The sequence below is a fragment of the Marinobacter oulmenensis genome (genome assembly GCF_014201735.1).
Lineage (GTDB): Bacteria > Pseudomonadota > Gammaproteobacteria > Pseudomonadales > Oleiphilaceae > Marinobacter > Marinobacter oulmenensis.
This window is the reverse complement of the sequence record NZ_JACHFE010000003.1, coordinates 281,459-303,994: the sequence shown is the minus strand read 5'-3', so window position 1 is coordinate 303,994 and position 22,536 is coordinate 281,459. Positions and strand designations below refer to the sequence as shown.

Sequence of the window (22,536 nt, the reverse complement as noted above, 5' to 3'; positions counted from 1 at the left end):
TCATGCGAGAGCGCGCAAAAGACCCCGAACGCCACGCCAGGCGCATGGCCGCCAAACAGAAGATCATGCAGGAGCGCATTGCCCGCGCCCAGAACGAGCAGGGTGTGCTGCTGGTGATGACCGGCCCCGGCAAGGGCAAAAGCAGTTCCGGTTTCGGCATGGTGGCCCGGGCCCTGGGCCATGGCATGAAGGTGGGCATCGTGCAGTTCATCAAGGGTGCATTCAGCACCGGCGAGGAGGCGTTTTTCCGGGACCTGCCCAACGTGGATTACCACGTGATGGGTCAGGGCTACACCTGGGATACCCAGAGCCGGGAGCAGGACGTGGCTTCAGCCAACGCCGCCTGGGACATCGCCGCCGCCATGCTGAAGGACGACAGCTATGACCTGATCCTGCTGGACGAGCTCAACATCGCCCTGAAATACGATTACATCGACCTGGACCGGGTACTGGACGACTTGCAGGGCCGGCCCGAGATGCAGCATGTGGTGGTGACTGGCCGCAGTGCGCCCCAGGAACTGATCGACCTGGCCGACACCGTGACCGAGATGGGCGCGGTCAAGCACGCGTTCAAGGACCAGGGCATCAAGGCCCAGAAGGGTGTGGAGCTGTAAGTGCCCACGCTGATGGTGCAGGGCACCACCTCGGATGCCGGCAAGACTACGGTGGTGGCGGCCCTGTGTCGCTGGCTGGCGCGCCAGGGTGTGTCCGTGGCGCCGTTCAAGCCCCAGAACATGGCCCTGAACAGTGCCGTGACCGTGGACGGTGGCGAAATAGGTCGCTCCACCGCTTTGCAGGCCCTGGCCTGCGGGCTTCAGCCCCACAGCGACATGAACCCGGTGCTGCTCAAGCCCCAGAGCGACCGGGGCGCCCAGGTGATCCTGCGCGGTCGCGTACACGGCAACATGGACGCGCTGGACTACCACGCCTACAAGGCCGAGGCCAAGGCCACGGTGATGCAGAGCTGGCAGGCGCTGAGCTCGCAATACGACGTGGTGATCGCAGAAGGCGCCGGCAGCCCGGCGGAGATCAACCTGCGGGCCAACGACATTGCCAACATGGGCTTTGCCGAGGCGGCGGACTGTCCCGTTCTGCTGGTGGGTGACATCGACAAGGGCGGCGTCTTTGCCCAACTGGTGGGCACGTTGTCGCTGATTTCCGAGAGCGAGCGGGCTCGCACGGCCGGTTTCATCATCAACCGCTTCCGGGGCGACATTGCGCTGCTGGAGCCGGGGCTGGATTGGCTGCACGAGCACACAGGTAAACCGGTCTTCGGTGTTCTGCCCTACCTGCACGGTCTGGTGATTGATTCCGAAGACAGCGTTGCCACTGCCGGCACCAGCGACGCGGGCGCGCTGAAAGTGGTGGTGCCGGTGCTGCCGCGCATCAGCAACCACAATGACTTCGATCCGCTGCGCCTGCACCCCGGGGTGGATTTGGTGTTTGTCGGGCCGGACGAACCCATTCCCCCGGCGGACCTGATCATCCTGCCCGGCAGCAAGAGCACCCGCCACGACCTGGCCTGGCTGAGACAGCAGGGCTGGACGGAGGCCATTCGTCGGCATCTGCGTTACGGGGGGAAAGTGCTGGGGATTTGCGGTGGCTTTCAGATGCTGGGTGACCGGGTGGATGACCCCGAAGGGCTCGAAGGCGACGCGGGCAGCACCGAAGGCCTGGGCTGGCTGGCCATGACCACCCGCATGGTGCCGGGCAAACAATTGCGTTACGTCTCCGGGCCACTGAACCTAGCCGCCTCAGGCAAGGAAAGCGCGCCCGTCATGCAGGGCTATGAGATGCATAATGGCGTTACCGAAGGCCCGGCTCTGGCCCGGCCGGTGGCCCAACTCGATGGTCAGCCGGACGGCGCCATCAGCGAGGATGGCCAGATCCTGGGCACCTACGTGCACGGCCTGTTTGATGAGCCCGGGGCCTGTGACGCCTTTCTTCATTGGGCGGGGCTGAAAACCGACAGCGCCCGATCCTTGGATTATCAGAGCCACCGCCTGCAGCAGCTCGACCGTCTGGCCGACCAGGTGGAGCAGTGTCTGGATACCGACGCACTGAAGAGGCAACTGGGGCTATGAACGAACACGACCAATCCTTCACCGAGGCGCAACGCGAAGGCCTGTACCGGGCCATCTTTGAACGCCGTGACGTGCGCTCCCAGTTCCTGCCCGACGCCATCCCCGATGACGTGCTGGCCCGGCTACTGGAAGCCGCCCACCACGCCCCTTCCGTGGGCTTCATGCAGCCCTGGGATTTCATCGTGATCGACAGCGTCGAGGTGCGCCAGCAGGTGCTAGACAGCTTCAACGAGGAAAACGACCGGGCGGCGGCCAACTACCAGGGTGAACGTCAGGAACGCTACCGGAGCCTGAAGCTCCAGGGCATTCTCGACAGCCCCATCAACCTGTGCATCACCTGCGACCGCAGCCGGGGCGGCCCGAATGTGCTGGGGCGCAACTCCATCATGGAGATGGATCTGTTCAGCACCTGTCTGGCGGTGCAGAACCTCTGGCTGGCCGCCCGGGCGGAGAATATCGGCGTGGGTTGGGTGAGTATCCTCAGCCAGGACCGGCTGGCGGAAATCCTGCAGTTACCCGAACACGTCTACCCGCTCGCCTACCTGTGCCTGGGCTATGTCAGTGAGTTTCTTGAACAGCCGGAGCTTCAGGCCAAGGGGTGGCGCTCGCGGTTGCCATTGGAGGAACTGGTGCATGGCAATCAGTGGGCGGAGCCACTGGCCAATGAGTCACTGATGACGCAGTTGAAAAAGCGTTGAAGCGGGCCCAGCATGAGGACTCCCGGTAACCGTATTCAGGATTCATCATGGAATTTTCCGCGTTTTACGATCAGGCATTGATGCGCAAAGGCGGTGAAACCGCCCTGCAGGCCCTGCTGCCGCCGGTGGTTGAGAAAAGCCGCCTGGCGGAAATCAGCGACGACCGTTACCTGTCGGAGATGACCCGTTGCATCTTCAAGGCGGGTTTTGTCTGGCGGGTGATCGAGAACAAGTGGGCAGATTTTGAAGAGGCCTTTCAGGGCTTTGTCCCCGCCTATTGGCAGCAGGTGCCACCGGAGGTGCTGGAGGAACTGGCGAAGGACGAACGCATCGTGCGCAACCTGCAGAAGATCCGCACGGTGCCGGAAAACGCCCGGATGATCATGGATGTGGCGAAAGACCATGGCAGCTTTGGCCGCTTTCTGGCGGACTGGCCCGGCACCGATCAGGCCGGGTTGCTGCTGTATCTGAAGCGCAATGGCTGCCGATTGGGTGGCAACTCCGCCCAGTATTTCCTGCGCCGTGTGGGGTGGGACGGGTTTATCCTGTCCCGGGATGTGGTTACCGCACTGACCCGGGCGGAGATCCTGGATGCCTCTCCAGCCAGCCAGAAGGGGCTGAAACAGGTACAGGCGGCGTTCAACCAGTGGCACGAGGAAACGGGTTTGCCATTCAGTCACCTGTCTCGGATTGTTTCTTTTACGGTGGATAACTAATAAGGGGGCGGACAGTTTTGGGGCAGTTTTTCCAAAACACGCTGTGAATACTTCCCTGTAACGCTCGGGCTCCGCCCTTCAGCGCTTATTGCTCCTGCGTCGCGCTGAAGGTCCTGGGCAGGCCATCCATGGCCAGCCCGTGAAGAGCTTTTCGCTCTTCACCCATGGCTCCGCACGGTTTTGGAAAGGCCCACCTCAAACTGTCTTTCAACTGCTGAGTCAGCTTTTTAGAGAAATAACAACAACACCAATTCGCTTAACACCACGCTAGCTCCCAGCGCATCACCGGTATAACCCCCCAACTGACGTTTGAGATAAGCTCCCCAGCACAGGGCTACCAGCAGCACCGCGGCCAGGGTGCCGGTGATCAGGACGGGCTGCCAGAATGACAGAGTCCCGGTCACGATCAGTACAAATCCGATGGCGGCGGCCAGTCTCGAGGCGGAAAAACCGTCGGCCACGGGTTTGGATTTGCTCTTGTCGGGATCGGTCACGTAGCTGAGCGTCGCCATCAGCAACAGGGGCGTCAGGCGTGAGACGGCGGGTGCGGCCAGCAGGGCCAGCCAGAGATGGTCGGCTTCCGCCAGCAGCGCCACTTTCAGCAGCAACGCCATCACCAGGGCCACGGTGCCGTAGGTGCCGATGCGGCTGTCTTTCATGATCGCCAGGCGCTTTTCCACGGTGTAGCCACCGCCCAGAGCATCGACACTGTCGGCAAGCCCGTCCTCGTGGAAGGCGCCGGTCAGGAACAGGTGCACGATCACCACCAGGATGATCGAGACCAGCGGACTGAAGGCCAGACTGAGTACCCCGTAAACACACAGGTAGAGCACGCCCAGCAACAGACCCACGAGCGGAAAGTACAGGCTGCTCTGGTTCATCAGGCGCTGGGAGTAGTCGATGTTCACCAGCATGGGAATGCGGGTCAGAAAGCCGATGGCGAGCCAGAAGGCCTGCCACTCCTGTTTAACCGGTTGGGCCGAGCGCATGGATCACCGTAGTCAGAGGGTTGGTCAGCCTATTCTAGCGTCTGTCTGACGGGTAACCATACATTGACGCGCAGTCCGGGCTTGCCGTCTCCACGGCCTGACAGCGAAAGACTGCCCTGGTGCAGTTCGGCGATGCGCCGGGCAATGGCCAGGCCAAGACCGGCACCGGCACCCTGGCGCTGGTCCAGGCGGGTAAACCGGCTCAGCGCCCGTTCCCGCTCTTCCGGTGGAATGCCCGGTCCCTGGTCGCAGATAGCGATGATCACGCCGCCCTCTTTCTGTGCCAGGGTGGTGGTGATCCGTGTGCCGGCGGGGCTGTACTGAATGGCGTTGGCCAGCAGGGAGCGCAGCATGGTCGCAATCAGGGCGCTGTGGCAGCTCACGGCCGGCAGGCCGGCCGCACTTTCCAGTTCAGGCTCCACCTGCTTGCGCAGCGCCAGCGGCGCCACATCGGCAATGCTCTGCTCCACCAGTGCAGAGACATCTTCCGGCACCGGGCGGAAATCCCCGCCGGCATCCACACGGTTCAGCAACAGCATCTGTTCGACCAGATGCACCATCCGGTCGACGGCCGCTGTCAGGTTGTCGAATTCACCCGGGTGATCCTGTCCCAGTTTTTCGAGACTGAGTCGCAACGCGGTCAAAGGGGTCCTCAGTTCATGGGCGGCATCGGCGGAAAACCGGCGTTCCCGCTCCAGGGCCTGGTCGAGGCGGCGTAACAGGCCGTTCACCGCATGCACCAGGCCAACCACTTCCCTGGGGGCCTGCTGGTCATCCAGTGGGTGTATTCTTTCCGGTGCCATGTGCCGTACCGGTTTTTCCAGGCGGCGCAGCGGCACAAAGCCCAGTTGTATGGAGCCGACCACCGCCAGCACCAGCAACGGCAGCGCGATCAGGAACGGCAACACATTGCCCAGGGCGATTTCCTGGCTCAGTTCGTCGCGGACATCTTCGCGCTGGGCCGAGCGGATCCAGAACCCGGTCTCCGGGTCTTTCAGGGTGAAGGTCCGCCATCGGAATCCGCCCACTTCCTGCCAGGCAAAGCCGGGTTCCAGCTTGCCGGTATCAGGTGCGCCGAGCGTGTCGAGCACCGGCTCGCCGTCGGGGGACCACAATTCAAACGCGATCTTGCGTTCGTACCGGTGGCCGGCGCCATCGGCAAGAATTTCATCGTTGGCGTTATCCGCCTCATAGACACTGTCTGGGAGTTCCAGCGCACGGGCCAGGGTTTCGGAGAGCTGGCCGACCGGGTGGTTGTCGGACATGTGCTGCATCAGGCCCTGGACGACCCGCGTATTCTGGGCCAGTTCCGCATCGAACAGTTCTTCGAGCTGGTTGTCGCTCACCATAAAGCCTGAACCGGCGGCCAGCAGGGTAATCAGCGACACTGTTGTGGTGATCAGCAGAACCAGTTTTCGGGTCAGGCTCATTCGGTCGATTCCCGGGCGGCCATGTCACTGTCCAGCAGGTAGCCCACGCCCCGCACGGTCCGGATCGTCTGTTTGCCCACCCGACGGCGCAGATGGTGGACATGAACTTCCAGAGCGTTGCTCTCGGCCCCGGCCTCCCAGCCATAGAGCTGTTCTTCCAGTTGGCGTCGTGTGGCCACCTGGTCCGGCCGGCGCATCAGGTACTGCAGTATCTGGAATTCGCTTCGGGGCAGGGACACGGCCGAGTCACCCACAATCAGACGGCTGCTCTCGGTATTGAGTTTCAGTCGACCCACCTGCAGCTCCGGGACCGATGGCCCGAACCCGCCGCGCCGGGTGACAGCCCGGATTCGGGCCTTGAGTTCGGCCATGGCGAAGGGCTTTGTGAGATAGTCGTCGGCGCCGGCATCCAGGCCATGGAGCTTTTCGTCCAGGTCGGAACGGGCCGTGAGGATGATAATGGGCGTCTGGTTGCCCTGTTGTCTTACCCTCCGGACGATGTCCAGGCCGTCCAGCCGGGGCAGGGTGAGGTCCAGTATCACCAGGTCAAACCGGTCTTCCATGACCGCCCCCAGCGCCTGCTGGCCATCATCCAGCCAGTCTACGGTGTGGTCTTCCCGCAGCATGTCCAGCATGGTCTGGGCCAGCATCTGATCGTCTTCTACCAATAATACGCGCATCAAACTGAATCCTTGTCGAAAGCGGGGTGCCTGATCAGGAGGCAGGTGGCACCCGGAACAGTATATACCGTTTGTCTGTGTCTACGGGCTGGCCGCGCCGGCGGATTGTTTCCCGGGCGGCAGCGTCGTCACGATCCACAGCAACCAGGGCCGGCCCTTTGCCGGTTTGCCTCTCCAGAAAATGCCCCAGGCGTTCCGGGGCCAGGGTATGGGCCTGTCCCTGGCTGTAGAACCGGGCTGAAAATGGCAGATCGCCCAGGTAAAACAGGCGCTCCGGTGATACGTCGAAGCGGTCCTGCACAGCGGTTACCAGTGTTTTTTCGGTTTTCAGCTGGTCGGGATGGGTGGCAAACCAGCCTCCGGCCAGACTTCCGATCAGAGGGATCAGCAGAACAGCGGCCAGGACAGTCGGTTGGGTACCCCGAAAACGCCACCGTGTTACCAGCGGTTCGATTGCCAGTGCCAGAAAAGGCAGACCGGGCAGTACGTAGGTCCAGAGAATGTTGCCGGAAAAGGTGAAAAACAGTACGGGTGTGAAGGCCGCTGCAAGCACCAGTATCGTCAGACCCTGAGCGGGCCGGGCGCTGGGCCTGTCAGCTCGCTTGGTCCACAGCCATGCGACGACACTGGCCAGCATGATCGGGCCCCAGGGAAAGCTTGCCAGCGCCAGGTAAAGCCAGATGGTGCCGCGGGTGAACTCGTGGGCATTGCCGTACAGGTCCCCCTGCCAGTTGCTGACCAGAAACCGCTTGATGTGCTCGCCCACAATGAAGTAGTCGATAAAACCCGGGGTTTTGAGCTCTGCCAGCAGGTACCAGGGGACAGACAGGGCAAGCATCAGCAGTGTGCCAGGAACCCAGGGCAGGCATCGCCAGAGCAGCGGCCAGTTCCGCGTGGCCGCTACCCAGATAAAAACCGGCAGGCCGCTCAGCACCAGAACCAGCGGCCCCTTGGCAAGCAGGCCGAGGGCGAGGCCGATAAAGAACAGCCAGCCCCAGATGGCGGGTCCACCCTGGATGCGGATGATCAGGCTGGTGATCACCAGGGTAGTGGCCAGGGCCAGGAAGGAATCCGTCATGACTGTACCGGCACTGAGGAAGCCCAGCGCCATGGTGCTGTAGATGATGGCTGCGAGCAGACCACCGAGGCGGGCTTCGTTGCTTGAGGGCCGGTTATGCAACGCCAGCCCTGCCCGGTAAATCAGTGCGACCACGCCCAGGTTGGCCAGCCACGAGGGGAGCCGCCCGGCAAATTCGCTGACACCCAACAGTTTGAACGCCAGCGCCTGTGACCAGAATGACAGCGGTGGCTTGCCCCAGAAGGGGACCCCCTCCCGGAACCAGGGCGTGATCCAGTCACCGCTGCTGGCCATAATCCGGGCAATTTCGGCATAGCGCGGCTCGGTGGTGTCCGCAAAGGGCAGCATGGCGCAGAGCCCCAGGCGGGCCAGTAGAATGGCCGCAAGCAACCAGAACAGTCGGTTAACGGTGGTGGTCATCGCCGGCGACTCTCAGCATCGGTGAAGGGGCGTGACTGGCGGTATCGTCTGACACGATGAAATTGGGACGCTGTTTGGTCTCCAGGTAGATGCGCCCGACGTATTCACCCAGCAGCCCCACGCACAGCAACTGGACACCGGACAGAAAAGTCACCACTGCGATCATGGAAGCATAGCCAGGCGTGGATACGCCAAACACCAGTGCCTTGAGAACCTCCCAGGTCCCGAACAGGCCGCCGGCTCCGGCTGCAAGAAAGCCCAGTACCAGAGCCAGACGCAGGGGGCGTGTGGAAAACGAGGTAATTCCCTCCATCGCCAGGTGCCCCAGTTTCAGGTAATTCCACTTGGTGTTGCCGGCGGCGCGCGGGTCCCGGTCGAACTCCAGCGTGACGGTGGGCATGCCGACCCAGGCAAACATGCCCTTCAGGTAACGGTTGCGTTCCGGCAACCGGTTCAGGGCATCCACCGTGCGCCGGCTCATCAGCCGGAAGTCTCCCGTGTCCACCGGAATCGGGGCATCACTGATGCGATTGATCAGCCGGTAGAACAGCCGGGCGGTGGTCCGTTTGAGCCAGCTTTCTCCGGCGCGGGAACGGCGCTTCATGAGCACCACATCGGCGCCTCTTTGCCATTCACTCACCATGTCCGGGATCAGTTCCGGTGGGTCCTGAAGGTCCGCGTCCATCAATACCACCGCATCGCCACGGGCATGGGCCAGTCCGGCGGTCACCGCTGCTTCCTTGCCGAAATTGCGCGAAAGCCGGATCAGCCGGATGTCGGCGTTGTGATGCCGGGCCGTCAGCAACAGCTTCACGGAGTTGTCCCGGCTGCCATCGTCCACAAACAGTAATTCCACCGGGGCGCGGAGCTTACGGCACACAAGAGCCAGCCGGTTCAGCAGGGTCGGAAGGACATCCGCTTCGTTATGAACCGGAACCAGAATACTCAGCATCGGGTTACTGCGGGGTCTGGATGGAGGTGTCATGGAATACGAACCTGTCAGCAAGAAGGAAGTTGATGAAAGTGACGGCTCCTGTGGCCACAGTCTGTGCCGTCAGGGCGCTGCTGGCAGTGCGGAAGACTGCATCGAAAATCATGAGGTTGAACAGCCAGCCGACGCCCGCGCCGGCCAGATAACGCAGGAAGGCCACACGGTGAGGCCTGGCTGAACGGAAGGTCAGGTGATACTGAAACAGATAATTGACCAGCAGCCCCACTGCACCACCCACTCCAGTGGCGATGGCGGCCTGGCAGTCCAGTTGTAGCAGGGCAAACAGCACCAGCCAGTGAGTACCAGTCGCAATGCTCCCGCCCGTCAGGAAGGCGGGTAATCTGTGCCGTGGTCTGTTTCCGGGATTAGCATCAGGCATGTTCAACGTCCGGTTGTCATCAGTGAGGCCTGCCACTTTAGGCCGGCTTCCTTAATCACGCCTTAAACCGACCCGCCCATATGCTTAAGCCCGGGTTAAGTATTTTCGTCTTTGCGGTTAAGGCTGGTTTAAGCCTGATTCCCGATCATGGCAGTCATGTTCAAAGGCCTATACCCATTTGGGCCAACGGAGAGCGTGCCATGACAGACCCGATAATGTTGTCTACCTGTTGCCTGGCGGATGGCCAGGCTGCCCATCCAGTTGTGACCTGTGCCGGTCGTCTGCTGAGCCGGATTGCACCGGAAACCGACACGGCGGATGCTGTGGCCGGGTTCATCCGGCGGCGTTTTCTGCAGGCTTATGGGGCGGAGCCCATTCTGCGCATCCCGGACCTTTTGGCGCTGACATCGGCGCAGGGCACAGTGCTGGCTGCGGCAGGCGTGCGCAATGCCGGCAAGGAGAAACTGTTTCTGGAGGATTATCTGGGGAAACCGGTGGAATCGGCTCTGCCCGAGCCGTGTGCCGACCGTGACCGGGTTGCGGAGATTGCCCATCTGGCCGGAGTGGAAGCCGGTATCAGCCGTTATCTGTTCGCCTGCCTATCCGTATGGCTCGACAGCGAGAACTACGACTGGGTGGTCTGTACCGGCACCGACCAGCTTCGTAACAGTTTCCACCGCCTGGGTATTACCACTCAGGTACTCGGCGAGGCTCTTGCCGGGCAACTACCGGACCGGGGCGCGGGCTGGGGCGCTTATTATCAGCACCACCCGCAGGTACTGGCCATACGGATTTCGGATAGCCTGTCGGCACTCCAGCGGGCGGGGTTGCTTCAGCGGGTCCGGTTGGTGCCTGGCGCGTTGCCCGATGAAGGAGGGCGATATGGCCGGACTGCTTGAGGATCTGGAACGTCAGGCACGGAGCACACCGTCCCATGTCGCCCTCCGTGGACCAGACGAAGTCCTGAGTTACTCCCGGATGATGGCGGAGGTCCATGCCCTGGCTCAGCAACTGCGGGCGTTGGGTGTGCGCCGGGCAGGCCTGTGTGGTGACAACTCCGTGGCCTGGGTGCTGGCGGATCTGGCGTGCCTGGCGGCAGGCGTGGTGTGTGTGCCGGTACCGGTTTTCTTCTCACATTCCCAAAGACAGCACCTGATTGGCCGGGCGGGTCTCGATGCCCTGCTGTCCGGTGATTTTCTGGACGGTGCCCGACCGCTTGGCAGTGGGGTCATGCTGAAGCATCTGCCGGTGTCAGGCGGCGTTGTGCGGATGCCGGATACGACCGCGAAGATTACCTTTACATCCGGGAGCACCGGCACCCCGAAGGGGGTGTGTCTGTCCGGGACGCAGTTGTCGGCGACCGTGCGAGCCCTGCGCGACCGTCTTTCGTGCGTGACTCTGGAAACTCACCTTTGTGTTCTGCCACTGGCCACCCTGTTGGAGAACATTGCCGGAATCTACCTGCCCCTGTTGATGGGCGCGACAGTGCACCTGGAACCGCTGCAGAGCCTCGGGATGACCGGCAGCAGCGGTCTGGATGTGGCGCAACTGGTAACAGCGCTTCGAATGCACCGGCCCCATTCCCTGATTCTGGTGCCGGAACTGGCGGCGGCCCTTGTGCGGGCTGCGGCTGACGGACTGCTATCCGGTGTCGGTTTCCGGTTCGTCGCGGTCGGGGGTGGCCGTGTGGCGCCGGAGTTGCTTGAGCAGGGCCGCGCCGCCGGTCTGCCCCTGTATGAGGGGTATGGCCTGTCTGAATGTGGTTCGGTCGTTGCCCTGAACGTGCCGGAGGCGGATCGGCCCGGCACTGTCGGGAAACCTCTGTCCCACGTTTCGGTGCAGGTGGATAAACAGGGCCATATCCGCGTCTCCGGCAACACTCACCTGGGTTATCTGGGGGATGACACTCAACCGGAGGTCTGGCTGGACACCGGGGATCTGGGTGGGCTCAATGCTGAGGGTTTCCTCTCGGTCCGTGGTCGGGCCAAGAATCTGCTGATCACCAGCTTTGGCCGCAACATCAGCCCGGAATGGCTGGAAAGCGAGCTGGTGCAGTGTGTAGGGGCCAGGCAGGCGGTGGTGTTCGGCGATGGCCAGCCGCAGCCGGCGGCCCTGGTGGTGGCTCCTGAGCGGACTGGCCAGTGGCTGGAGGAGGCCCTGCGGTGCCTTAATGCGCGTTTGCCGGATTACGCCCGTCTCAGTCGGGTCTATCTCAGGCCTCAGCTCCTGAGCCGGGCCCGGGGGCACCTGACCGACAACGGCCGGCCCATACGACGGCAGATCGAGGCGGACCTCGACGCGCTGCTCGCCGATATCCCATTTGTAGAACTGACCGCCACTCCCTGGCGGCTCGAGGCGGAACTTACCGCAGGAGATTATTCGATGGCATTTTTTGACCGTTTGCAGACTGAAACAGCGCAGGCTCGCCTGCACATTACCAACGCACCGGTAATCCGGGCTATCGGCGAGGGGCGTTTCGATCTTTCCGGTTATACCTGGTTTCTGACTCAGGCCTACCACCACGTCAAGCACACGGTTCCGCTGATGATGGCCTGTGGTGGACGGCTGCCGGAACGTCTCGAGTTTGTCCGCAAGGCGCTGGTGGAATACATCGAGGAAGAGTATGGCCACCATGAGTGGATTCTCAATGACCTGGTGGCCTGTGGCGAGGATCGTGAGGCCATCCGCTCCGGGAAGCCGGACACCGCCATCGAACTGATGGTGGCTTATCTCTATGACCGGATAGAGCGGGGCAACCCCGTGGCATTCTTCGGCATGGTCCAGGTATTGGAGGGCACCTCCATCGAACTGGCGACGCCGCTGGGAAAAGCCATCCAGCAGCAACTGGAACTGCCGGATGAAGCCTTCAGTTATCTGTATTCCCATGGCGCCCTGGATCAGGAGCACTTCGAGTTCTTCCGGACGCTGATGAACGATATCACCGATCCCGAGGACCAGCAGGCCATTATCGACGCCGCCCGGATGGTCTACCGCCTGTATGGGGATATGCTGCACAGCATCCCCTTGCCTGCCGCGCACCCGGAGGCCAACCATGAGGCTGCATAACCGTACCTTCCTGCTGCTGGGTGGTAGCGGGGGGATTGGCCAGGCACTGCTGGAACCGCTGTTGGATGCCGGTGTCCGGGTCATTCTGGCCTCCCGGCACCCTGAACGTGTGACGCACCGGCAGGGCGTAATTCCGGTTCCGCTGGATCTCGCAGCGGGTGACCTGGCCGGGCAACTGGAACGGCTGGCCTGGGCCTACCCTGACATTGATGGAGTCATCCATTGCGCAGGCCAGAACCGCTTTGCCGGACTGGCGGACATGACCGTGGAGGACATTGATGCCCAGTTGAACGTTAACCTGCGTTCAGCCCTGCTGGTGGCCCGGCAGTTCTCGCCGCGATTTGTCCAGTCCGGGCTGGGCGCGCTGGTGTTTGTGGGCTCTACCTTCGGCAGCATCGGCTTTCCCGGCTACAGCGGATACTGTGCCAGCAAATTCGGATTGCGCGGATTCACCGAAGCCTTGCGCCGGGAACTGGCTGATACGTCGGTTCAGGTGCTTTATGTGGCGCCCCGGGCCACCAGCACCGCCATGAACCCGGATAGTGTGGAACAGATGAATCAGGCCCTGGGTAACCGCATGGATGCTCCGGAGCAGGTCGCTGAGCAGATTCTGCAGGCGATGAAGCAGGATCAGCGACGGCGTTTCCTGGGTTGGCCGGAGCGGCTGTTCGTAGTACTCAACGGCATCATGCCCCGGTTGGTAGACAAGGTCATGATGAAACAGCTGCCGGTGGTCCGGCGCTATATGGCGGGAAAGTAAGGTCATGGTGTGTGTCAATCTAAGCTACACTTGGAGATTGTGTATCACTGATTGAACCAGGAGAGACCGTCAGTGACGGCAGACCGCTCCGATGATTTTTTCAAGAAACTGGCCTCGGGTGTTCCGGGCGTTCTCTATACCTACTGGCTCAGCGCTGACGGAAAGTCCCACTGCTGTCCCTATATCAGTGAACAGGCCCGGGCTCTGTTCGGCATGGAGCCGGACTGGCTCCGGCATAACGCCAGTCCCTGGTTTGATCTGATCCATCCCGAAGACCTGGCAGGACTGAACCAGAGTATCCTGAGCTCCTGGAAAGCCATGACGCCCTGGTCCCATCAGGTCAGATTCATGCGCAAGGACGGTGAATACGAGTGGTTTGAAGGCCACTCCAAACCAGAACGACAGGCGGATGGCAGTACCGTCTGGTACGGCCGGTTCCACAGCATCCAGCATTACAAGGTCCTGGAGCAGAGCCTTCGGGACAGCCGGGCGGAGTTCTCCTTCCAGGCCGGCTTCCAGCGTCTGATTGCCCGGCTGTCAACGGAATTCATCAATCTGGGGTTTGGCACCATTGACCAGTGTATTGATGAAGTGCTGAGTTCTATCGGCCGCTTTTTTGGTGTCGACCGGGCCTACCTCTATCGTTTCTCGGATGATTACCGGCAGATGACCAACACCCATGAGTGGTGTGCCCCCGGTGTTCCATCGCTGATGGGGGAGCAACAGGTGGTGGATATCTCTGACTTCCATTGGTGGCGTCGCCGGATTCGATGCATGGTCGAAGACAACAAGGTCACGTTTATCGAAAACGTCGATCTCCTGCCCCTGGATGCGGAGAACGAGCAGTCCCTGCTGAGGGAGCAGGGGGTGGCTTCCATGTTCTGTGTACCTATCCGCGTCCGGGGCCGGGTCACCGGCTTTTTTGGCGTGGATTCGCTGAGCCTGCGCGAATGGCGCACCGATCAGGCGGATCTGTTGATTATTGTGTCGGGCCTGCTGTCCGGCGCCTTGGAACGGCATTATCTGGAAAAGGAGCTGCTGGCCCAGTCCATTCGTGATCCCCTGACCGGTCTGCACAACCGTCGTTATCTGGAGCCTCGATTGGAGGAACTGCTGGCCAGGGGCGGGCGTCAGGATGAGTCCTTTGCTGTTGTCATGCTCGACATTGACCATTTCAAACAGTTGAACGACTCCCTTGGACATCTGGGCGGTGATTACGTCCTGCAGCGGTTTGCAGATTTACTCAGGCGTTATTGCCGGGGCTCCGACATTGTCTGCCGGTTTGGTGGTGAGGAGTTTCTGGTGGTGATCACGCCAGTCAACCCGGATGATGTGGAAACCCTGGTCGCCCGGATTCTGGACGCCGTGCGCGAAGAGACCTTTGTCTACAACGGGCAGCCCATTTATGTCACCGTAAGCGCGGGGGTTGTCTGTAACAGCGAGCTGCCACCGGCGAACGCAACCTCGGTAGCACTGATTGATGCGGCGGATCATCGCATGTACCTGGCCAAGAAAGCCGGTCGGGACTGCGTGGTCGATGGCTCTGGTTTATCGGGCATATAAGGAAACAGCATTTCACCTTTTATATCGTTACAGTATATCCTTAGATCAAATACGCGAATGCGATATCAAGGTGACCACCATGAGCAAGCCCATCGTCCAGCATTTCTTTGATGAACCCACCAATACTTTCAGTTACGTGGTCCAGGACCCGGACAGCCGTGCCTGTGCCATCCTGGACTCGGTTCTGGACTTTGATTACGCGGCTGGCCGCACCGATGTGCGTTCAGCAGACGGGATCATTGATTATGTTCGCCGCCACGACCTGACCGTTGAGTGGATTCTGGAAACCCATGTCCATGCCGACCACCTGTCGGCGGCGCCCTATCTCCACAAAAAACTGGGCGGGCGCACCGGGATCGGTGCCAACATCACCGTGGTGCAGGAGGTATTCGGCAAGGCCTTTAACGCTGGTACGGAGTTCGCCCGGGATGGCCGCCAGTTTGATTTCCTGTTCCAGGAAGGCGATACCTTTGGCATTGGCAACCTGGAAGGGCGTGTATTGCATACGCCGGGTCACACCCCGGCCTGCCTGACCTACGTGATCGGGGATGCCGCTTTTGTCGGGGATACCCTGTTCATGCCGGACTTTGGTACGGCCCGCTGCGATTTCCCCGGGGGCGATGCCCGCACCCTCTACCATTCCATCCAGAAGGTGCTGTCTCTGCCGCCGGAAACCCGGCTGTTCATGTGCCACGATTACGGAGCCCCCGGCCGGGAGCAATTCCAGTTCGAGACCACCGTGGCGGCAGAACGGGAAGCGAATATCCACGTCCATGACGGCGTGAGTGAAGAGGCGTTTGTTGCCATGCGCCGGGAACGGGATGCCACTCTGGATATGCCGCGGCTGATTCTGCCCTCGGTCCAGGTGAACATGCGGGCTGGCCACATGCCTCCGGCAGAAGATAATGATCAGGTTTACCTGAAAATACCGATCGATCTGTTCTGAGCCGGCGCATGAACCTGAAACGATACCTGCCCATCCTGCAGTGGGCGCCGGACTACAGCCGCAACCAGGCCACCAGTGACCTGGTGGCAGCGGTTATCGTGACTGTCATGCTGATTCCGCAGTCTCTGGCCTATGCACTGCTGGCGGGGCTGCCGGCGCAGGTTGGGCTTTATGCCAGTATTCTGCCCCTGGCTATCTATGCGCTGTTTGGCAGCAGCCGGACCCTGTCTGTTGGTCCGGTGGCTGTGGCATCCCTGATGACGGCGGCTGCATTGTCCCCCCTGGCTGAGGCCGGTAGTGCGGAGTACCTGATGGGGGCGGTTGTGCTGGCGCTGATGTCCGGACTGATGCTCACCCTGATGGGGGTGCTCCGGCTGGGCTTTCTGGCCAATTTTCTCAGCCACCCGGTGATTTCGGGGTTTATCACCGCCTCCGGCCTGGTTATTGCGGCAAGCCAACTCCGGCATCTGTTCGGGATACAGTCCGGCGGCCATAACCTGGTGGAAATAGCCGGCTCCTTTCTGGCGTCGGTGGGTGACACCAATCTACCCACGCTGATGGTGGGGGCCGGCTCCATCGCCTTTCTGGCCTGGGCCCGTTACCGCCTCAAGCCCCTGCTTGGCCGCCTGGGGATGGCAGATCGCACGGCGGATATCCTGAGCAAGACGGCGCCGATCCTGGCGGTGATTGTGACTACGTTTCTGGCCTGGGCCCTGCAACTGGATGCCCAGGGGGTCCGGCTGGTGGGAGAGGTGCCGTCCGGACTACCGGAACTGGCCCTGCCCAGCCTGGCCCCGGATCTGTGGTCGCAACTGGCTGTCAGTGCGCTGCTGATCAGCGTGGTGGGGTTTGTGGAGTCGGTTTCGGTCGGCCAGACTCTGGCGGCCAAACGCCGGCAGCGCATCGATCCGGATCAGGAACTGATCGGGTTGGGCTCCGCCAATATCAGCGCCGGTCTGTCCGGTGGTATGCCGGTTACCGGGGGCTTCTCCCGTTCGGTCGTCAACTTCGAGGCGGGTGCTGAAACCCCGGCCGCCGGAGCTTACACCGCCGTGGGGATCGCTCTGGCCACACTGTTTCTGACACCGGCGATTGCCTGGTTGCCGAAGGCAACGCTGGCGGCCACCATTATCGTGGCCGTGATCACCCTGATTGATCTGCCCGCCCTGGTGCGCACCTTCCGGTATTCCCGGACGGATTTCGGGGCCATGCTGGCGACCATCCTGCTGACCCTGGTGCACAGTGTCGAGGCCGGCATTATCGCCGGTGTCGCCCTGTCGATTGGCCTGTTTCTGTATCGGACCAGCCGTCCGCACTGTGCCGTGGTGGGCCGGGTGCCGGGCACCGAACATTTCCGCAATGTACTCAGGCACGACGTGGAACTGTGCCCGAAAGTGACGTTCCTGCGGGTGGACGAAAGTCTGTACTTCGCCAATGCCCGGTTCCTGGAGGAAACGGTCATGGACCTGGTGACCCGGGAACCGGAACTGACCGACCTGGTGCTGGTCTGCCCGGCGGTGAACCTGATCGACGCCTCGGCCCTGGAAAGCCTGGAGGCGATCAACGAGCGCCTGGGTGATTCCGGCGTGCGCCTGCACCTGTCGGAAGTCAAAGGCCCGGTGATGGACCGCCTGCGTGGTACGGAACTGCTCGAGCACATGGCAGGCGGCGTTCATCTGAGTACATTTGAGGCCTGGCAGGCACTGACGGACCGGGCAGCAGCTTGACCTGCATGAAGTGATCCCGTTGACCAAAACGCCAGTATCAGTGAACAATCCAGCGACATTCTGTCGCCTTGTGCAAACCGGTGAACGCCATGGGAATGACTGACAATCTGTTGTCGACCGGCCAGTGGCTACTCACGGCGGTGCTGTTCCTGCTGATTCTGGGGGTGGCGGTGCGTCAGGTGAACTGGCGTGCCTTCCGCCAGGATAATGCCATCCAGCATTCGTTTTTCGGGGCGGCAGTGATTCTGGGCTTTATCTGGCAGCTTCGGGCCGGTATTTCGCCCGGCCTGGCCATCCATGTTTTTGGCATCACTGTCATTACCCTGATGCTGGGCTGGGCCCTGGCGGTGCTCAGCGGCCTGCTGGCGCTGGTGATCACGGTGATTACCGGCCGGGAGCCACTGGTGATGTTTGCCGCTAATGGCCTGGTGACAGTGATAATACCGGCGCTGGTCAGCCATGGCATCATGCTCTGGGAGCGGCGTCGTAACTTCCGCAATTTTTTTGCCTACATCTTCTTCTGTGGCTTTTTCGGGGCGGGACTGTCTGTGGCGGTGGCAGGGCTGGTGATGTGTCTGCTGCTCTGGACGGGGGGTATTTATACCCTGGATGAACTGGTGAACGAGTACATCCGCTACCTGCCGCTGTTCATGCTGCCGGAGGGGTTCATCAATGGCACGTTTGTTACCGGTTTGATGGTGTTCCATCCGGACCGTCTGGTCACCCTTGACCAGAGCCGCTACCGTTAGATATCGGCTTCAGTCTTCACCGATCAGCACCGACAGGTTCTCCAGACTGGTGCATCGGCCGGTCTTTTCGCGCCAGCCCCTAAGCCAGGGCAGGACCTGTTCCGAGTGCATCGGACGAGCGACACCGTACCCTTGTACCAGGTTGCAGCCCATGTCCTGCAGTACCCGGGCGTGTTCCAGGGTTTCCACCCCCTCGGCCAGTACCAGATGGTCAAAGCGTTGCGCCATGAACACCACGCTCTCCACAATGGCCCGGTCACTCGGGCTGACCAGCATGTTGCGGACAAAACTCTGATCGATTTTGATCATGTCGACCGGCAGGGTACGCAGGTAGGTCAGGGAGGAGTAGCCGGTACCGAAATCATCCAGTGCGATCTGCAGGCCCATGGCCTGGCAGCTCTGAAGCACATTGCCGGCGCCCTTGATGTCTTCGAGTGCGGTACTTTCCAGTACTTCAAGGGTGATGCGATCAGGACTCACTTCGGGGTGACTTCGCAGATAGCCGTGCAGGTAATCCACGAAATGTCGGTCCATCAGGTGGGCGGCACTGATGTTGATGGACACGTTGATCTGTTCACCGGCCTCATGCCACTGGTTCAGGTGATGGATGGCTTCTTTCAGCACCCACTGGCCCAGCGGAATTTCCAGGTGGCTGTGTTCCAGTGCCGGCAGGAACTCACCCGGAGATACCAGACCGTTGTGGGGGTGCCGCCAGCGGATCAGCGCTTCAAAGCCAACCGTCTGATAGTCTGCCATGCGGATCTGGGGTTGGAAATGAAGCTCGAATTCCCCGTTTTCCAGGGCTCGGTTGATTTCCATGAGCTGGTCCCGGCGTTGGCGTCGCGAGGCGTCCAGGCCCGGATCAAACAGGTGGTACTGGTTGCGGCCTTTTTCCTTGGCTGAGTACATGGCCTGGTCGGCATGGCGGATCAGCGCTTCGGCATCGGTGTTGTCATCCGGATAGACCGTCACTCCAAGGCTGGCAGTCAGGGTGATGTTTTCATCCCCGAATTCCAGCGGGGGAGCCACCACATCCAGTATCCGCTGATAAATGGCCCGGGAATGATTGGTCTGGACCAGCAGGACAAACTCGTCGCCACCCATTCTGGCAACGGTATCACCATGGCGAAGGGCGCTGGTCAGACGATCGCCAATGGTACGCAGGGCCTGGTCCCCGGCCTCGTGGCCGTAAGCATCGTTGATGGCCTTGAAGCCGTCCAGATCCAGATAGCAGACCGAAAGGGTCTGGTGGAGCCGGTCGGCATGCTGGCAGGCGGCACGCAGGCGCTCTTCCAGCAACTGGCGGTTGGGCAGGCCGGTGAGATCATCGTAATTGGCGGCGCGGTCCAGCTCCCGTGCGTGGTTCTTGAGGGCCGTAATGTCCGAGAACGAAGCCACGAAGTAGTGTCGGCCAGGCTCCTCCAGGTGCACCCGGCTGATGGACAGCAACTCAATATACTCCTCGCCGTTTTTGCGCCGGTTCCATACTTCTCCCCGCCAGTGGTCGTATTTCTCGATGCTTTTCCACATGGACCGGTAGTACGCCCGGGAATGGCGGCCCGAGCTGAGAATGGACGGGTTCAGTCCGAGGACTTCAGCACGGGTGTAACCGGTAATGCGCGAGAAAGCGGGGTTAGTATCGACAATCCGGTTGTATTCGTCGGTGATGACAATGGCTTCGTGGCTGCGGTCGAAAACGCTGGCGGCAATGCGCAGCCCGCGCTCGCTGTTTTTGCGGTCCGAGATGTTGGTCTGTACCACCACAAAGCCCGGGGCGACGCCTTGTAGCTCTCCAATCGGTATGCAGTAGGTGTGGGCCCAGTACGGGGTACCGTCCGCACGGTAGTAAAGCAGGTCTTCCTCGTATCCCTGATGATTGGCGAGGCAGGCATCAATGCGTTCCAGAAGCTGCAGATTGGTTTCCGGCCCGGCTAGCAGTTCGGTAGGCCGGCGGCCAGCCGCACTCGCCAGCGGGTAACCGGTATGCCTCTGGAAGGCCCCATTAACCCATTCGATACCGCCATCCGCATCCAGTATCAGCACCATGTTGCGGGTGGCAGCCGCAGCCAGCGCCAGTCGACGCGGATCGATATTATCGAAGGGCTGCAGGGTTTCCGGAATGTTGGCCATAGATCGTGGGAACCGGTGAGTGGTTTATCGGTGTTACCCTCCCATCCCTGTGAGAATTTGCCGGATTATAGCAGTGAATTCAGCGTCTGTTAGAGGCGCCTGAGTGATGGGTCTGATTTTGCAATCGGGTTGCAAAAATTGACAGGGCAGGATGCTACCCCATCCCTATCGTAAACGCATAAGATTCTCATGCGTGCTCTTTGATTAATATCAATTTTGGATGAGATTCCGTTCTGCCGGAAGGTGAGGGGCGCCTACTGGCGCCAGCGCGAATGCTTCTGTAACTTTCGCTGAAGGGTACGACGGTGCATATTCAGGGCCCGCGCCGTGGCGGAAATGTTGCCTTCGTGTTCGTTTAGAACCCGTTGAATGTGCTCCCATTCCATTTCCTCCACTGACGGAGGTTCGGTCCGCAGGTCGGGCCCGGTCTCAAGGGGCTGGAAGCCATTGATCAGTTGCCCCACGGTAACCGGTTTGCACAGGTAATTGGCAGCGCCTCGACGCATGGCCTCGACGGCGGTGGCGATGCTGCCGTAGCCGGTCAGGACCAGCACCTCCAGATCCGGTTGCCGCTCCAGTAATTCCGGCAGCAGCTGCAGGCCGCTTTCCCCGGCAAGGTTGAGGTCCAGTACACAGTGTGTGACTGGATGCTGCTCCAGCATTTCGAGGGCTGTGTCCGGATGGCTGGCAGTGAGGGTGTCGATGCCCTGGCGCGCGAGGGATCGGGAGAGGACCTGCAGGAAGGCCTCGTCGTCATCTACCAGCAGCCAGAAATCCTGTTCCGGTTCTGACATGTCATATCTCCTCGTTGGGGGTGGCGACCGGCAGGTCGATCACCATGGTTGTGCCCGAGTCATCGGCTCTTGCCCGCAAATGCCCGCCCAGTCTCTGGATGGTGGCATTGGACAGGAACAGGCCAACCCCCAGACCGTTGCGGGAGTCCACCACGTCTTCCCCGGGGGCACCCTGTACAGCCATTTCAAAGCCATCGCCGTGGTCCTCCACAATCAGTTCGATACGACCGCCTTCGGTCAGGGCACTGCGGACAGAAACCCACTGGGGGCTGGCCGTCAGAGCGTTGGCAATCAGGTTGAGCACGGCCTGGTCGAGGGTGGCATCCACCGCCAGGGTGACATCCGGCGGTTTCCCCTCCCAGTGCAGTGCGCTGCCCGGCCATAGCAGGGTGGCGGATTCCCGAAGCCGGGTCAGCCACTCAGCTAACGGGAGCTGTTCCAGTCTGGCGGCTTTTGCCTCCACAGCGGCCCGGGTCAGCTGTTGCAGGTGCTGGCTGCACAACAGCACCTGCTGCTCCATCAGGTTGAGGTCGTCCTCAAGTTCGGGGGTCTGTCGGGAACCGGTGTGGCTGCGGATTTCTTCCAGCAGCAGAGTCATGGTGTTCAGGGGCGTACCGAGCCGGTGAGCCACCGAGGCCGCCGACAGACCCAGTGAAATGATCTGCTCGTCGCGCAGACGGTTTTCCCGAAACCGGGCCAGCTGGCTTTGCTGGGCGCGCAGCCGGCGAGCCAGGGTGCCTACGACCAGCAGCAGTATGCCGGCCATCAGGGCGAAGGTGACCCACATGCCAATCAGGTGTAACTGGGCCAGGTCTGCGCCGTGCTGCTGATGGCTGACGGGGGTATGCCAGAGAATCAGGAGGGTATAGGCGCCAACGCTGGCCAGGGTGAGCACAATACTCTGTTGCAGTGGCACAAGGATGATGGCGACGGCCGTCGGCAGCAGCAACAGTGATACCAGCGGATTGGTGTAGCCTCCCGTGAGATAGAGCCAGAATGTGATCAACACCAGATCGGTGGCCAGCGTCAGGCTGACGGTAACCGGCGATGCCGGCGGCCGGCGACTGAACCAGAGCCAGCTCAGTGTGGCCAGCACGCCATACAGCAGGCAGAGCGCGAGCGCCTCTGCCTGATGGGTGAGCGACACCACGGTTTCGGCCACCGCGATTGCCACCACCTGGGTGGCAATAAGCGCCAGCCGCATCCCCAGAAGATAACGGGCGGCCTGTTGAAAACCTGTCTGAGAGTGCGTGAGCCATTCCATGGCGTCGATTCTAGCAGGATGTCCCCGGACGGGATGCCCGAATACTCCTTTGTAGGTGCGGCATTGTGTCTC

Annotated in this window: 20 protein-coding genes; 11 read left to right on the top strand and 9 right to left on the bottom strand. The window is 61.3% G+C overall.

What is annotated here, in order from left to right:
• The first annotated feature begins 2 nt into the window (after positions 1-2).
• From cobO to HNR38_RS07610, 4 genes are read left to right on the top strand one after another with little or no spacing between them, the layout of a single operon-like run.
• Positions 3-614, top strand: coding sequence for a cob(I)yrinic acid a,c-diamide adenosyltransferase (cobO, locus tag HNR38_RS07625; RefSeq protein WP_183701617.1), 612 nt, complete (start codon positions 3-5; stop codon positions 612-614).
• A complete protein-coding gene (locus HNR38_RS07620; RefSeq protein WP_183701614.1) occupies positions 615-2,084 on the top strand; it encodes a cobyric acid synthase in 1,470 nt (489 codons plus the stop codon).
• Positions 2,081-2,782, top strand: a complete 702-nt coding sequence (bluB, locus tag HNR38_RS07615; RefSeq protein WP_183701611.1) for a 5,6-dimethylbenzimidazole synthase — start codon at positions 2,081-2,083, stop codon at positions 2,780-2,782. Before HNR38_RS07620 ends, bluB begins: the two co-directional genes overlap by 4 nt.
• 47 nt (positions 2,783-2,829) lie before the next feature.
• Positions 2,830-3,498, top strand: coding sequence for a DNA-3-methyladenine glycosylase I (locus HNR38_RS07610; protein ID WP_183701595.1), 669 nt, complete (start codon positions 2,830-2,832; stop codon positions 3,496-3,498).
• 227 nt (positions 3,499-3,725) lie between these two features.
• On the opposite strand, the gene cobS is transcribed toward HNR38_RS07610, so the two are convergent.
• The 6 genes from cobS to HNR38_RS07580 are packed head-to-tail and all read right to left on the bottom strand — an operon-like array spanning position 3,726 to position 9,465.
• Entirely contained in the window at positions 3,726-4,487 is a 762-nt protein-coding gene (gene cobS / locus HNR38_RS07605; RefSeq protein WP_183701592.1) for an adenosylcobinamide-GDP ribazoletransferase, read from the bottom strand.
• Positions 4,488-4,516: 29 nt separating this feature from the next.
• Entirely contained in the window at positions 4,517-5,917 is a 1,401-nt protein-coding gene (locus HNR38_RS07600) for an ATP-binding protein (protein ID WP_183701589.1), read from the bottom strand.
• Positions 5,914-6,597 (bottom strand): response regulator transcription factor, encoded by a 684-nt coding sequence (locus HNR38_RS07595; protein ID WP_183701586.1) that lies wholly within the window; start codon positions 6,595-6,597, stop codon positions 5,914-5,916. Before HNR38_RS07595 ends, HNR38_RS07600 begins: the two co-directional genes overlap by 4 nt.
• A 34-nt stretch (positions 6,598-6,631) precedes the next feature.
• Positions 6,632-8,095, bottom strand: a complete 1,464-nt coding sequence (locus HNR38_RS07590; RefSeq protein WP_183701583.1) for an ArnT family glycosyltransferase — start codon at positions 8,093-8,095, stop codon at positions 6,632-6,634.
• Entirely contained in the window at positions 8,079-9,047 is a 969-nt protein-coding gene (locus tag HNR38_RS07585; protein WP_183701580.1) for a glycosyltransferase family 2 protein, read from the bottom strand. Before HNR38_RS07585 ends, HNR38_RS07590 begins: the two co-directional genes overlap by 17 nt.
• A 4-nt stretch (positions 9,048-9,051) precedes the next feature.
• Positions 9,052-9,465, bottom strand: coding sequence for a GtrA family protein (locus HNR38_RS07580; protein WP_183701578.1), 414 nt, complete (start codon positions 9,463-9,465; stop codon positions 9,052-9,054).
• Between the two features lie 200 nt (positions 9,466-9,665).
• On the opposite strand from HNR38_RS07580, the gene HNR38_RS07575 reads away from it, so the two are divergent.
• From HNR38_RS07575 to HNR38_RS07545, 7 genes are all read left to right on the top strand, one after another.
• Positions 9,666-10,364 carry a thermostable hemolysin gene (locus tag HNR38_RS07575; protein ID WP_183701575.1) on the top strand — a complete coding sequence of 233 codons (699 nt, stop codon included), beginning with the start codon at positions 9,666-9,668 and terminating at the stop codon, positions 10,362-10,364.
• Positions 10,348-12,531 (top strand): AMP-binding protein, encoded by a 2,184-nt coding sequence (locus tag HNR38_RS07570; protein WP_183701572.1) that lies wholly within the window; start codon positions 10,348-10,350, stop codon positions 12,529-12,531. The genes HNR38_RS07575 and HNR38_RS07570 overlap by 17 nt, the downstream gene beginning before the upstream one ends.
• Entirely contained in the window at positions 12,518-13,291 is a 774-nt protein-coding gene (locus tag HNR38_RS07565) for an SDR family oxidoreductase (RefSeq protein WP_183701555.1), read from the top strand. Before HNR38_RS07570 ends, HNR38_RS07565 begins: the two co-directional genes overlap by 14 nt.
• 72 nt (positions 13,292-13,363) lie before the next feature.
• On the top strand, positions 13,364-14,854 hold the full coding sequence (locus HNR38_RS07560) for a diguanylate cyclase (RefSeq protein WP_343068261.1): 1,491 nt from the start codon (positions 13,364-13,366) through the stop codon (positions 14,852-14,854).
• Positions 14,855-14,933: 79 nt separating this feature from the next.
• The gene (locus HNR38_RS07555) at positions 14,934-15,800 is read left to right on the top strand and encodes an MBL fold metallo-hydrolase (RefSeq protein ID WP_183701550.1); all 867 of its coding nucleotides are present in this window, start codon (positions 14,934-14,936) and stop codon (positions 15,798-15,800) included.
• An 8-nt stretch (positions 15,801-15,808) separates the two neighbouring features.
• Positions 15,809-17,527: a SulP family inorganic anion transporter gene (locus HNR38_RS07550; RefSeq protein WP_183701547.1), complete on the top strand. Its 1,719-nt coding sequence runs from the start codon at positions 15,809-15,811 to the stop codon at positions 17,525-17,527.
• 89 nt (positions 17,528-17,616) lie between these two features.
• Positions 17,617-18,276: an energy-coupling factor ABC transporter permease gene (locus HNR38_RS07545; RefSeq protein WP_183701544.1), complete on the top strand. Its 660-nt coding sequence runs from the start codon at positions 17,617-17,619 to the stop codon at positions 18,274-18,276.
• A gap of 9 nt (positions 18,277-18,285) precedes the next feature.
• Here HNR38_RS07545 and HNR38_RS07540 read toward each other — a convergent pair whose 3' ends face one another.
• The 3 genes from HNR38_RS07540 to HNR38_RS07530 form a co-directional block, all read right to left on the bottom strand.
• Entirely contained in the window at positions 18,286-20,406 is a 2,121-nt protein-coding gene (locus HNR38_RS07540; RefSeq protein WP_183701540.1) for a putative bifunctional diguanylate cyclase/phosphodiesterase, read from the bottom strand.
• A gap of 254 nt (positions 20,407-20,660) precedes the next feature.
• The gene (locus tag HNR38_RS07535; protein WP_183701537.1) at positions 20,661-21,200 is read right to left on the bottom strand and encodes a response regulator transcription factor; all 540 of its coding nucleotides are present in this window, start codon (positions 21,198-21,200) and stop codon (positions 20,661-20,663) included.
• Position 21,201: 1 nt separating this feature from the next.
• Complete coding sequence (locus tag HNR38_RS07530; protein ID WP_183701534.1) at positions 21,202-22,464, bottom strand: sensor histidine kinase; 1,263 nt, start codon at positions 22,462-22,464, stop codon at positions 21,202-21,204.
• Between the last annotated feature and the right edge of the window lie 72 nt (positions 22,465-22,536).

Excerpts from the sequence above, each read along its gene's own strand:
- cobO (WP_183701617.1), top strand. The coding sequence starts at position 3 with ATGCGAGAGCGCGCAAAAGACCCCGAACGCCACGCCAGGCGCATGGCC.
- bluB (WP_183701611.1), top strand. The coding sequence starts at position 2,081 with ATGAACGAACACGACCAATCCTTCACCGAGGCGCAACGCGAAGGCCTG.
- HNR38_RS07610 (WP_183701595.1), top strand. The coding sequence starts at position 2,830 with ATGGAATTTTCCGCGTTTTACGATCAGGCATTGATGCGCAAAGGCGGT.
- cobS (WP_183701592.1), bottom strand. The coding sequence starts at position 4,487 with ATGCGCTCGGCCCAACCGGTTAAACAGGAGTGGCAGGCCTTCTGGCTC.
- HNR38_RS07600 (WP_183701589.1), bottom strand. The coding sequence starts at position 5,917 with ATGAGCCTGACCCGAAAACTGGTTCTGCTGATCACCACAACAGTGTCG.
- HNR38_RS07595 (WP_183701586.1), bottom strand. The coding sequence starts at position 6,597 with ATGCGCGTATTATTGGTAGAAGACGATCAGATGCTGGCCCAGACCATG.
- HNR38_RS07590 (WP_183701583.1), bottom strand. The coding sequence starts at position 8,095 with ATGACCACCACCGTTAACCGACTGTTCTGGTTGCTTGCGGCCATTCTA.
- HNR38_RS07585 (WP_183701580.1), bottom strand. The coding sequence starts at position 9,047 with ATGCTGAGTATTCTGGTTCCGGTTCATAACGAAGCGGATGTCCTTCCG.
- HNR38_RS07580 (WP_183701578.1), bottom strand. The coding sequence starts at position 9,465 with ATGCCTGATGCTAATCCCGGAAACAGACCACGGCACAGATTACCCGCC.
- HNR38_RS07575 (WP_183701575.1), top strand. The coding sequence starts at position 9,666 with ATGACAGACCCGATAATGTTGTCTACCTGTTGCCTGGCGGATGGCCAG.
- HNR38_RS07570 (WP_183701572.1), top strand. The coding sequence starts at position 10,348 with ATGGCCGGACTGCTTGAGGATCTGGAACGTCAGGCACGGAGCACACCG.
- HNR38_RS07565 (WP_183701555.1), top strand. The coding sequence starts at position 12,518 with ATGAGGCTGCATAACCGTACCTTCCTGCTGCTGGGTGGTAGCGGGGGG.
- HNR38_RS07555 (WP_183701550.1), top strand. The coding sequence starts at position 14,934 with ATGAGCAAGCCCATCGTCCAGCATTTCTTTGATGAACCCACCAATACT.
- HNR38_RS07550 (WP_183701547.1), top strand. The coding sequence starts at position 15,809 with ATGAACCTGAAACGATACCTGCCCATCCTGCAGTGGGCGCCGGACTAC.
- HNR38_RS07545 (WP_183701544.1), top strand. The coding sequence starts at position 17,617 with ATGGGAATGACTGACAATCTGTTGTCGACCGGCCAGTGGCTACTCACG.
- HNR38_RS07540 (WP_183701540.1), bottom strand. The coding sequence starts at position 20,406 with ATGGCCAACATTCCGGAAACCCTGCAGCCCTTCGATAATATCGATCCG.
- HNR38_RS07535 (WP_183701537.1), bottom strand. The coding sequence starts at position 21,200 with ATGTCAGAACCGGAACAGGATTTCTGGCTGCTGGTAGATGACGACGAG.
- HNR38_RS07530 (WP_183701534.1), bottom strand. The coding sequence starts at position 22,464 with ATGGAATGGCTCACGCACTCTCAGACAGGTTTTCAACAGGCCGCCCGT.